Genomic DNA, 11,723 nt, shown 5'->3' with positions numbered 1-11,723 from the left:
ATTTGACTAAGCCGTCCCTGTCCATGAGTATAGCGAAAATCCCTGATAAAGTGCTTCCGACACTTCAAGATGTCCGCTAATACCGGTTAACCATTCGTTTTGGTAACCATTATATATATGTAAAAAGTTATAAAGACCTGTAACACAGCCTAATTCACCAGTAAATAATGTATTTTGATAAATTTTTGTATCAATTGAAACATTATCGGCTAAATAAAAATAGGCATCTAACCAAGGTTGTTGTGATTCGTCACCATTACCCGGTAAATATAAAGATGTTATTTTTACGTTTTTATTACTTTGTTCTGTTTTATTCGATTGTTTTACTAAACTTGATGAAGCTTGAGCGAATAAATTATTTATGCCTTGTTTAATTTGTTTTTCTGGCACAATACCTTGTAGGCTGTGATCTACACTTAACCCCTCAGCACTAGGCATTATTTGACAAAAAGCAGCACCTTCAGAAGGCACCATACAACCAGTTTGTTGGGTTGATTTTAATTTATCAGCACTAGCTAACTCGCCCATTTTATCATACAAACTATCAACGGCAAGCAATACTATTTTACTTGCTTTTTTGTTACTAAAAACTGCTATTACTGATTTTAATGCTATTAGAAATGCAGCACTACCAAAAGGAAAACATTGACTGAGTTCATGATTAAATAATTGAGGGAATTCTTTACTAAGCGCCTGTACAAAACAATTAAACCCTGCTGATTTCTCATCATTTTGTGTTTGCTCAAACACAGGTAATAATAAAAAAACAATGGTTTCAGATAGTTCGTCTTGCTCTTTTTGGGGTAGTTTTGTTAGTACTTGTTTAATTAATTCAATACAACGTTCTGTCTTATTATGGGTTTCTTTTAAAGAACAAAAAGACGCGATAACCTTTTGACCGTTTGCAAGGTTATAAAATTTGGTTTCGCTTGGTAACAAAGACAGATTAAGGGCCTGCTCTGTATCCTCATTAGCACCAATAAATAATTGAGTATTTGCGAGTGACACTATCATGAAAGTAACTTATCACTATCAAATAAAGCATTAAAATGATTTACCCGTTTTTTAGCCTCTTTTATTACATTATGAATATTTGAAAAATATCTATGTTGTTGGCTGCCATGTTGTAATACATTTTGAATGGTATCTAGATCGGTTTTCATGCCGTTTATCATCTGACTAGGTTGAAAAATATTGTTTTTATTCTTCCAAGCACTAATAATTTTTGCTGAATAATATGGCAAATTTTTTATTCGTTGATTTTCATCACTCTCAAGCTGTATTTCCAAAGGGATAAGTTGGTCAAGGTTATCGCCTAACATGAGTTTCAAACCATTAAAGGCCAGTAAGGTATATTCTGGCTTCTGTAAAAAGTGGCAAAGATAAGGAATAAATTTACGGTATCCACTATACGACATACTTTTAATAACTAAGGGTGTCAAATCAACATCAGCATTCATTCTATTAATGACTTGAGTAACTTCAGCTTCATCTAGCGAAATAATGAAAATTTCAAAAAGATGACTTTCTGTATAGTTTAATTGGACAAATTGAGTTGCAACATCGAAACAATTAGCATTTTCCTTTGCTAAAACATTCACATACAATCTATTTAATGGAGACAATTTATTAGATGGAAAGTGTGGAGTGCTAAGGTAAACGGTTAGTTGTTGATGGTAAAACAAACTTAATAAGCATTTATTATAAAGTGTTTCGTTTTTACTTGGACAAAATGAAATTACAATGTTTTTAAGTAAATTGAACGATAAAAACAAAGCCAATTCTGGGGTAATATCCTGTGCACATTTATCTTGGCACAACATTAATGAGATGAAAAAAGGCTTATAAAGTTCTTTATTTAGGTATAATTTTAATTGTAACGCACACACCAAATCATCACGATTATAACCATGATCGCTTTGTATAAAATTAATAAGTTCTCTGGCACTTGTCGCCGTAAACAAACAGTTTTCAGTATGATTTTTTTTACTCAGTAAAGACATACACAACAGAAGTTGCTTAGTATTTTCATCTACATTTGTTTTAAAACTATAAAACGTAGATAGCATTTTTCTACGTTGCGTTAAGAGAACTTTAAAATGTTCAAGGCAACTATCTGTTGTATTTTCATATTCTAGATAATCAGCATTAGTTTTTTCTAACATATAAGTAATTAACCAATTAATACCGTTGGATTACCTACAATTATTTTTCCACCATGCGCAGTTCCATCACCGAAACGAGCGGCTGGCTTACCGTTTATTTTAACCGAGCTAGAACCGGCATTAATCGTATCGGGTGGCCCCACACATACAAGTTTGTCACCTTTTCTTGCAGCAGGTAAACTACCGATAAGTACATTTGGAGAGCCCATTATTATAGGACCTCCTACATGAGGAACAGGACCAGGGTTTACTTTAGGGCATAAATGCATGTGTGTTACAGTTGCTGCGGGCATTCCCATTGATTATCCTTAATTGTTTATTCTATTCTTCGTTGTCTAATGGAATTACAATCAATTTCCCTTGTTCTAACGCAAGAGCTAATGTATGAGTAATTTCGGCTACATTTTGATTTGCTTGTTGGTAGTCATCATTTACGTAATAGCAAAATATTTTATTGACAATATCGTTCACATTTTTCCATTGATGCAAATTTTGTAAAAACTGCTCTCCGTAACTAGTACAACTAATAAATTGCGCTAGTGATGGGGCAAGTAAAGGGTCATCTGGCTTATCCTCTGGTTTACAAATTAGATGAGGATAGCCAAATTGACATAACACGTAATGACCTTTACATAATCGATCTAAACGTCCTACATTTGGATAATGATAATTAAACATATTAATTAAGCTTAATTTGCGCAGCTTTTAAAGCAATGCTAGTACCATTAACCTTAACATCTGTGCCTTTAATTTTTATATTAGTACCTTCAATACTAATGGAACCATCGCTACTCATTTTTATTGAAGCGCCGCCCGTTTTGATTATTATTTCATTACCGGCTTCTATGTTAAGAGTTTTTCCAACCTTTAACTTATCGTTATTATCAATTTTACTACTGCGGTCATTGCCCACTTTAAGCGTATTATTGTTAGTGATCTCAGTTAAATTGTCGTTACCAATTTTAAGGGCATTATCGTTAACTATCTCTGTTAATCGGTCATTCCCGATAGTATCTTTTTGATCATTTTTTACATTTAATTCGTGGTCTTTTTCTGCTTGAAAGAATAATAATTCTTTACCTTTATCATCTTCAAAACGAACTTCATTGAAGTTATCAGCACCGCCATTTTTAGTACTGTGAGTTTTAATGCCACTTTGTGTTTTTTTAGCTGGAAGCGCATATGGAGGCATTAAATCTGCGTTATAAACTGCACCACTGATAATAGGTTGGTCAGGGTCACCATTGATAAACTCAACCAAAACCTCTTGACCTACACGAGGGAAAAAGAAAGCTCCCCATTTATTGCCTGCCCAATTTTGCGCAACTCTAATCCAACAAGAGCTTTTTCCATTAAATTCGCCTTCACGATCCCAATGAAACTGTACTTTTACTCGCCCATATTTATCTATATGTTGCTCATCACCTGGATCACCAGTTACAACCGCTGTTTGTACACCGCTAATCAGAGGTTTATTAATTTTTACAGATGGTCTGTATGGCGTGTCTTTAGGTACACATTCAAAGTCATTTTTATAAACAGCATTACTTGTACTTTGATTTGCACCTGATTGATTAGGTTGGCTAGCTGAAGTTCTAATTGCTGTAAGAACATAACTTTTGCCTTTATAGCTACTATCTTCATGATCTTCAAAAGTGAAAAACTTACCAATAGAAAAACTTCTACAATCACCTTGCCCTGTAGATTTATGCATATCTTTTTGAATAGCTTCTAGCTGATTGATAGCAAAAGGTTGGGCACGTTTATTAAATTCAGATTCACCTAAATAATCAAAAACTTCTAAACTACCTTGCGATGGTAAACTTGCTGCTGTTTTACTACCTGTAGGATATAAAGTAGGTTGCTCAAAGTCATAACCTTTTTGCTGGTAGCCACCACTAACCATTGATAAACCACCCTGCCAGTGAGCAATATGTGATTTAGTTAAATGACCAGAAAAACATCTTACTTTAGCCTCTGCACATTTTTTATATGCAGTAATATCATCGGCAAGTACAAGTGTATGTGCTGAACTACTATGTTCAAAAAAGTAAAAAATACCTTCTTGTTGCAATAATCTTGCAACAAAATCTAAATCAGATTCTTGGTACTGCACGCAGTACTCATATTTGGGATAAGTTTTTGTTGTTTTATCTTGAAATGCTACGCCATGCTGTCCGAACAAGTCTGCAACAATATCGATAATAGATAAGTTTTGGAATATTCGACAGTTACTTCTTTTTTTCATGAAAGCAGCTGTAGGTACAATTACAGCCTGATAATCTATATAATTTTCTACTTCATCTGATGCTGCTGTTCTCATGCCTGCAGACTCTAAATGACTAACAACACCATGAAAATAACGTATTGCACCACCACTTTCTGCATTTCTTAATGAGACACACACTTTTTTTCCAACTAAAGCATCTAAAGATATTTTAGTACCCACGGTAAACATAGAAACAGTGAAAGAATAAAGCTGAGAAATAGCTTCAGTACCACTAAGATGTGTTAAATATAAAGTATCTTTACCTAATGGAGTCGCAATACTAATAATATTGTTTTTTTGAGTCGCCTTTTGCATTCCATGCCTCGATGAATATATAAAAAAACCTTAAGGGACTAATCCCTTAAGGTCCTAGATCACAAACAAATTACATTTGTTGACCTTTAACACCACTGTAACCGTATACAAGTGGAGCAGTAATGTTGTTTTTATCATCAGTTGGAGTAACTGTCATCATCATTTCTGTATAGCTAATAGTGATATGCTCAACAGGACGATCGCCCTGAATTGAAACACTATAGCTAGCAATCATGGCATCAGTTAATTCAATTTTCATAATTTCTTCAATTTTATCACCTTGTTTAGTGATGTAGAAAATTGCTTTTTTACCTTTACCAATAGTTGCTTCTTTAAATAGGTCAGGTGACGCATTATCTTGAAGTTTAGAGATAGTTACATCACCAAGACGTGTAGCACTTGCTTCACGATCTTGAGCAGTACCTGTAAAAGAGCTAAGTTCACGGCTTACATTCCAGTCAACAGATAATACAGTGATTTTATCCTTGTATCCTTCTGCTGTAGTTTCGCCTTTAATTCCTTCATAGTCCAAATACGTATTTGCTTGCATTATTAATGCTCCTTTTGCTAGTGTTTTATCCATTAGTGGATAGGCTTAATTAAGTTTAAAAAAACTATTTCCTTAAACTTAAGAGTTCTTACGTAGTAAGAAATTTCCGTTTTATTTTTTAAATCAATTCATCACAAAATTAATTTAAGAAATACTACATAACCATCATTTTTACGCCAAAATAGTAAACTAAATAAACAGTAATAACAAGATTATTTTTATTTATTTTTGCCTTTTAATTCAGTGCTTTATGTTGATTCACACCGTAAATTTAGGCACTAAAAAACCTGTACTTATTTACTGATAAATACTCAAATAAACTGAATGCTTTTAGAAAAAAACATTCAGGTTTTACACAAAATATAAACGGATTTTAAAATAGTTAAGCGCCCTTTCTACTTAATAAAAAGACGCTGAAAAACTAAACCGTATAATTAAATTCTTCATTTTTAACATTAACAGAAACTTTATTTGGCTTTTTATCTAGTGCCATTTTATTTAATATTTTTACTGATAAATCAGGTAGCATGCTGTTTTGTAAAATATTATGAATATTTCGAGCGCCTGATCCCGCATCACTACATAAAGAAACGATTTTATGTATAACGTCTTCACTATAATTAAATGAAGCTTGATAGTGATTTTCAAGACGCACGCTTACCCTAGCTAATTGCAATTTAGTAATGTTATTAAGGGTTTCTTTACTTAGAGGTATATATGGAACAACATTAATTCGTCCTAAAAATGCTGGTTTAAAACAAGTTAATAAATCATCTTGTAATGCTTTGCGTAACCCTGAGATTGAAGGGGCTGTTTGCTCATCTTCAAATAGCTCCATCGTTGTATCAGTACCAACATTTGATGTCATAATAATAATAGTATTCTTAAAATCTATATCTCGCCCTTCACCATCTTTAATAGTACCTTTATCAAAAACTTGATAAAAAATATCTTGAACTCCGGGATGAGCCTTTTCCATTTCATCTAATAAAATAACGCTATAAGGTTTACGACGAACAGCTTCAGTGAGAACACCACCTTCACCATACCCAACATAACCAGGAGGTGATCCTAATAGTAATGAAACTTTATGTTCTTCTTTAAACTCAGACATATTAATAGTAGTAACGTTTTCTTCACTACCATAAACCTGTTCAGCAAGCGTCAGTGCTGTTTCTGTTTTACCAACGCCACTAGGACCTGCAAGTAAAAATACACCAATAGGTCTTTTTTCATCACCGAGCTGCGCTCGAGAAGTTTGTACTGTTTTAGCTATTATGTCTAAAGCATGAGACTGCCCAACAATACGTTTTTCCATGGTTTCTTTTAAATTTAAAACCATTTTAATTTCGTCATTCTGCATTTTACCAACGGGGATCCCCGTCCAATCAGAAATAACTTCGGCAACAAGCTGTTCGTCTACTTGCCAGTGAACCATTGGTTGTTTGTTTTTTTCTAACTCAGATTTTAGATCTTTTAATTGTTGTAATTTACTTTTAAGATCATCAACATCATCACCTTGCAAATCAGAAACCAAGCTAGATACCTTTTTAACCAACTCTATTTCTTTCTGCCATTGTTCTGCTAATGGTGCTAATTCTTGTTGAACCCTTAATAACTCATCTTTTAGTGTTTTTATTTGTTTCTTATGGTTAGCGCCTGTTTTCTCTTCACGTTTTAACAAATTGATTTGAGTCTCAATTTGCTGTTCTTTACGCTGTAAGTTTTCGACACTACCAGGAGTTGAAGCTTGACTCATTGCAACTCTTGCACAAGCTGTATCAAGTAAACTAACCGCTTTGTCTGGTAGCTGTCTGCCTGTTATGTAGCGATGAGATAAACTAACTGCTGAACAAAGTGCTTGATCAGAAATAACGATTTTATGATGGCTTTCCATTACAGGTAACAATCCACGCATCATAACTACGGCTTGTTCTTCTGTGGGTTCTTCTATTTTTACAACTTGAAAGCGACGACTGAGCGCCGCGTCTTTTTCGAAAAACTTCTTGTATTCTGCCCATGTTGTAGCAGCAATAGTACGTAACTCTCCTCGAGCAAGTGCTGGTTTTAATAAGTTAGCCGCATCATTTTGACCCGCTTGTCCGCCACTACCTATCATTGTGTGTGCTTCATCAATAAATAAAATAACAGGTTGTGCTGCATTTTTTACTTCAGCAATAAGAGATTTAAGTCTATTTTCAAACTCACCCTTCATACCGGCACCTGCTTGCAATAAAGCTAGATCTAACACATGAATTCGTACGTTTTTCAACGCTAGAGGCACATCTTGCTGAGATATTTTAAGTGCTAAACCTTCAACAACAGCTGTTTTTCCAACTCCGGCCTCACCAGTTAAAATAGGATTATTTTGTCTACGCCTAGTTAGAATATCAATCATTTGGCGAATTTCATTATCACGGCCCAATATTGGATCTATTTTCCCTTGTTCCGCTTGTGCGGTTAAATCTTGAGTAAATTGGTCTAAACTAGGTGTTTTACTCATTTTTGTATTTGTTACATTTTGTGGAGTATTGGTTTGGGCAGTAATTTGTTCTTTTGACTGGCTGGCTAGTTGAGGCCATGCATGGAGTAATTGGGCTGCATCAACTTTAAGTAATTGTTTTGCCGAGCGAGAAACTAAAGCACTAAGCGATTCATCATTCAATAAAGTATATAGAATATAAGCCGAGCGTATTTGTGTATCGTTAAATTCAATACTTGTATTAAGCCAAGTTTGACGTAATAAAGTAACGATATGTGGTGATAGACTAGGGGCCGCACTATGACCGGTTTTTAACTTTTCTAAGCCTTGATGTAACTCGGCAATTAATTTTTCTTTATCAATTGAAAAGCTCGCCATAATTAGGAGCATATCTCCTAGTTCTTTTTCAATTAATGCCAGTATCCAGTGCTCAATCTCTACAGTAAACTGACTACGACTATGACAGATAGCCGCGCCTTTCTCTAAGGCTTGGCGACATTCAGGCGTTAATTTTTCTACCAGTTTATTTAAGGTCATTGCTGACATTTTTTAATCCTTTAATTTAAGTTTAATTATTACAATTTATTCTTTTTTCTAACTATAATTTGTTGTTTATAAATGTTATTTACTTTGAGTTTTTTATAAGGGTAATGAATATGAGTTAGTAAATTTTTCTTTTCTTGACACTAACCCTCCCCCCATTCCTAAAGGAACTCCACCTTTAGATAGTTGAACGATAGGCATAGCGCCTTGCTTAATTGCCAAAAATAACTTGAATTTTATTCCAAGACCTAAGTAGGAACTAACCAAAGACTTGACTTCTTTTACTATTTCTAACCTTTTAGCATAATGACTGAGTGCGTTTTCTGATTGAGGTTTAATATAAATCTCAATACCAGAATTTATATCCCAAACCCTACTTCCTATACTTGCATCAACACCTAGTCTTGCAAACTGCCCTTCGGGTAATTTTCTTGCAGCTAAACGAGTTTGTTCTGTAACTGATAATTTTTGCCATTTACCTTTAAATTGTTTTACTGAAACTTCACTTTGGGTAAAGTGACTTAAAATACTGATCAACCCATCGACACTTCTAATTTTTTTATTAAAAATACCCGCATATAAAAGATTATTATTCTGATTTCCAGATAATTTGCTAATAGCAAAAGAAAAAGAATCTGGTGCATATGATTGATTATTTTGATAGTTAACAGAAAATCTATATTTTTCCCATGCTCGATAAAATAATGAAATTAGTCGATGATTAAATAAATCATAAAAATCTTTCATGCCTGTATCTTTTAATTTTAATCTTTCTAACACGAGCTCCGAATAGTGTTGCGGTAGCACACCGCTTGAGCCGGTGAGTCCCATAAAAGAAACTAACATATCAACTGAAATAGCATCTTTTGATGTATCATTCTGGCTGACTTCTTTTATAGGTTGACCAGGAAAACCAAGATGTTGTTCAGCTTTAAATCTGACCAATTCATTTTTAGGTAAACTATCATGTCCAACTTTTCTAAACTGAGCTTTACCCTGAGCTAGTTGCTTTTGTAGTGCAAAAACAGCTTGATAAAAATCATGTTCAGACGGATTGTCTAATAAAGACTGAATACTCATATCAATGGCACCTTGCCAGCCCTACTTGGCCAAGTATGATAAATACTATTTTGATCTTTAAAACGAACACTTAAACGTGTAAAGCTATTAATTGCCGCAAATTGCGCAAAAACTCGATCTAATATCGTACAGAAGAAGAATACATCGCTACCTGAATAATGTTCACTACTAAAAGTAAGTTCAATATCATTACCACAGCTAAAACCTATCATTCCATTTTGATTTACTCTTGCCGTAGCAGGCGTTACTTTTATTGCGTTTATGCTTTCTATGAGTGTTTTATTTTCAGGTGAGTTTTTAAAATCATACAGTTTCAACATTTCTTTCAATGTTTTTACCGCATTATTCCCTGTAAAACTGTCAAGTGATAAATGGCTAACTAATTGCCATCTTGACGAATCACCTAAATCTGCACGCACAGGTTGAGTTGGTGCTAATAAACACTTAACCTTTTTGATAATGTCGGCACGGTCTGGAATAAACATCTTAGGTTCATTTGTACCAAAAGGTAAATGCGCAGGTAAGTTACGATTACTACATAAGGCGTTGACACTTAATAACCATGAGCCATGATCATCATCGGCAGTAAAACCTTTAAACTGGTGATCCACTAAAGATAGATACATTTCAGTACCAAATTCAGCATAACCTCCTGCCCAACTTGACGCTTCTCTTCTAATATTCCAAAACAAGCGGTTTTGATCTAAGTAATTAGGATGTGTTTCGCCATAAAACGGAGTCACTAATATTTCATTATCTTTGGGGTCGAAAGCCGTAACGTCACTAATGCTAATTATTTCTGCGACATCTGCATCTAAATATCGAGGACTGAGTTTAAATTCGTATTGCGATGGTTCGACTCTAACTGGCTCTAACTCTTGTTCAAACAGGTTAATAATAGGAGTACAGCCTAAAAGGAAATTATTCGCATTAACTTGTTTTTCAAGATCTTCAGAGCCTTCTTTTAGGTAAAAGAATATTTCAAACTGATCATCTATACCTTGCCATTTTGTATCAAGTTCATCTAAATCAAAAAATAGAAATTTTTCAGGAAATATAAAGTTTTCAAGAAGTAAACGGTAACCAGATAATGTACGTTGACTATAAGGAACAACTTGCTGATCATCTTCAAAACCAACGGTTTTAATATGCCTTTTCTCGAAATACTTAACTGTAGAAAAATCGTCTTTTTTTACTATCGAAAATCCAATAACCTGTTCAAATAGTAATTCATATAAATGGAATGTTTGATGTTGCTGTCCATTTAAGAAAAAACGAAGTTTATCTAATCCTAGAGTTGACATAGATACATCTTCAAACTCACCCTTTAAGCTGAGTTTAATGATGGATTTAGGCTTACTATTCCATATGGGTTCAGGTGCATTAAAAGGAGCATTTTGAAACCGAGCATCAATAACATCAAGAGGCCAAAGTTTTGTATCGTAACATGTTCTAAAATGGCACGTTTTCATGCCTTCAACTTGAGTTTCAACTTTAGTTTTTTTAGGTAATAATACACCTGTTGTTGATACATTTTCGGTGACCATTTTAATAACAGTCATTGAAGGTATAGGTGCTTGATAGTCTGGATAAAGTTGCCCTAATAAAGCTTCTGTAAGCTCAGGAAAACTATCATCAAGTTTTTGTCTAATTTGCGCAGTAAGTAGTGAAAAAGCTTCAATTAAACGCGAAACATGAGGATCTTCAACTTGTTCATCACTAAGTCTAAGTCGTCCTGCTAGTTTAGGATAATTTGTTGAAAATTCAGCTCCCATATGACGAATAAAAGCTAGTTCACGGTTATAGTATTTTAATAAATCATTATTCATGAAATAACCTCATTAACCTTCATTCCTAGGTGCACTGGCTCAACTTCAGAATCAAACGAAATATATTCTGGTTCTGGGTCTGCGTATAAAAGTGCATTTATTCGTAACCGCATTATTCGATCTAAAGGTTGTTCTTTATCTACAATTTCAACATCAACTTCTATAAATCTGGGTTCAAATCTTTTAATTACTTGGGCAACTTTTTCACAAAGTAATTGACGACCCTCAAGACTAGAAACCCTCATACTTGAAAAATCATGAAGACCATAATTCAACAATGAATGATCTAATTCTTGATAATTTTCGGGCCAAGTTAACCATTGAACCTTAGCATTGAGAAGATTTTCAAGATCTCTTCGCACACTGGCTCTTAACTGTTTTAAGCTTTGACCTTTGTGTAATTCTTTCACATCATAATCATCAGGTGAATCGTCTATTAAACGATCCAATATTGATGCTTGTATGGCCTGATGTTTACTATTCATAGTTA

General features: G+C 34.0%; 10 protein-coding genes. All 10 read right to left on the bottom strand.

The features are described 5' to 3' along the window. Window positions 1-6: 6 nt before the first annotated feature. The 10 genes from AC0L5Q_RS02725 to tssE all read right to left on the bottom strand — a co-directional run bounded on the left by AC0L5Q_RS02725 (window position 7) and on the right by tssE (window position 11,718). A complete protein-coding gene (locus AC0L5Q_RS02725) occupies window positions 7-1,014 on the bottom strand; it encodes a hypothetical protein (protein ID WP_473614183.1) in 1,008 nt (335 codons plus the stop codon). Beyond that, a complete protein-coding gene (locus tag AC0L5Q_RS02720; protein ID WP_473614182.1) occupies window positions 1,011-2,165 on the bottom strand; it encodes a hypothetical protein in 1,155 nt (384 codons plus the stop codon). The genes AC0L5Q_RS02725 and AC0L5Q_RS02720 overlap by 4 nt, the downstream gene beginning before the upstream one ends. Window positions 2,166-2,173: 8 nt before the next feature. Next, the gene (locus AC0L5Q_RS02715; RefSeq protein WP_473614181.1) at window positions 2,174-2,464 is read right to left on the bottom strand and encodes a PAAR domain-containing protein; all 291 of its coding nucleotides are present in this window, start codon (window positions 2,462-2,464) and stop codon (window positions 2,174-2,176) included. A gap of 22 nt (window positions 2,465-2,486) precedes the next feature. Continuing rightward, window positions 2,487-2,843, bottom strand: a complete 357-nt coding sequence (locus AC0L5Q_RS02710; RefSeq protein ID WP_473614180.1) for a hypothetical protein — start codon at window positions 2,841-2,843, stop codon at window positions 2,487-2,489. Between the two features lies 1 nt (window position 2,844). Next, the gene (locus AC0L5Q_RS02705; protein WP_473614179.1) at window positions 2,845-4,749 is read right to left on the bottom strand and encodes a type VI secretion system Vgr family protein; all 1,905 of its coding nucleotides are present in this window, start codon (window positions 4,747-4,749) and stop codon (window positions 2,845-2,847) included. A gap of 70 nt (window positions 4,750-4,819) precedes the next feature. After that, window positions 4,820-5,299, bottom strand: a complete 480-nt coding sequence (locus AC0L5Q_RS02700; protein ID WP_473614178.1) for an Hcp family type VI secretion system effector — start codon at window positions 5,297-5,299, stop codon at window positions 4,820-4,822. A gap of 421 nt (window positions 5,300-5,720) precedes the next feature. Then, on the bottom strand, window positions 5,721-8,327 hold the full coding sequence (gene tssH, locus AC0L5Q_RS02695; RefSeq protein ID WP_473614177.1) for a type VI secretion system ATPase TssH: 2,607 nt from the start codon (window positions 8,325-8,327) through the stop codon (window positions 5,721-5,723). A gap of 93 nt (window positions 8,328-8,420) precedes the next feature. Continuing rightward, the gene (tssG, locus tag AC0L5Q_RS02690; protein ID WP_473614176.1) at window positions 8,421-9,404 is read right to left on the bottom strand and encodes a type VI secretion system baseplate subunit TssG; all 984 of its coding nucleotides are present in this window, start codon (window positions 9,402-9,404) and stop codon (window positions 8,421-8,423) included. Next, window positions 9,401-11,233, bottom strand: a complete 1,833-nt coding sequence (gene tssF / locus AC0L5Q_RS02685; RefSeq protein WP_473614175.1) for a type VI secretion system baseplate subunit TssF — start codon at window positions 11,231-11,233, stop codon at window positions 9,401-9,403. The genes tssG and tssF overlap by 4 nt, the downstream gene beginning before the upstream one ends. Beyond that, a complete protein-coding gene (gene tssE, locus AC0L5Q_RS02680; protein WP_473614174.1) occupies window positions 11,230-11,718 on the bottom strand; it encodes a type VI secretion system baseplate subunit TssE in 489 nt (162 codons plus the stop codon). The genes tssF and tssE overlap by 4 nt, the downstream gene beginning before the upstream one ends. Window positions 11,719-11,723 lie beyond the last annotated feature (5 nt).

It is taken from the genome of Pseudocolwellia sp. G5-9, from assembly GCF_055808995.1.
Note: the sequence above shows the minus strand (reverse complement) of the source record. Positions and strands in the feature narration are given on the sequence as shown.

Coding starts and splice junctions, on each gene's coding strand:
- AC0L5Q_RS02725 (WP_473614183.1), bottom strand. CDS start 1,014: ATGATAGTGTCACTCGCAAATACTCAATTATTTATTGGTGCTAATGAG.
- AC0L5Q_RS02700 (WP_473614178.1), bottom strand. CDS start 5,299: ATGCAAGCAAATACGTATTTGGACTATGAAGGAATTAAAGGCGAAACT.
- AC0L5Q_RS02715 (WP_473614181.1), bottom strand. CDS start 2,464: ATGGGAATGCCCGCAGCAACTGTAACACACATGCATTTATGCCCTAAA.
- tssG (WP_473614176.1), bottom strand. CDS start 9,404: ATGAGTATTCAGTCTTTATTAGACAATCCGTCTGAACATGATTTTTAT.
- AC0L5Q_RS02705 (WP_473614179.1), bottom strand. CDS start 4,749: ATGCAAAAGGCGACTCAAAAAAACAATATTATTAGTATTGCGACTCCA.
- AC0L5Q_RS02710 (WP_473614180.1), bottom strand. CDS start 2,843: ATGTTTAATTATCATTATCCAAATGTAGGACGTTTAGATCGATTATGT.
- tssF (WP_473614175.1), bottom strand. CDS start 11,233: ATGAATAATGATTTATTAAAATACTATAACCGTGAACTAGCTTTTATT.
- tssH (WP_473614177.1), bottom strand. CDS start 8,327: ATGTCAGCAATGACCTTAAATAAACTGGTAGAAAAATTAACGCCTGAA.
- AC0L5Q_RS02720 (WP_473614182.1), bottom strand. CDS start 2,165: ATGTTAGAAAAAACTAATGCTGATTATCTAGAATATGAAAATACAACA.
- tssE (WP_473614174.1), bottom strand. CDS start 11,718: ATGAATAGTAAACATCAGGCCATACAAGCATCAATATTGGATCGTTTA.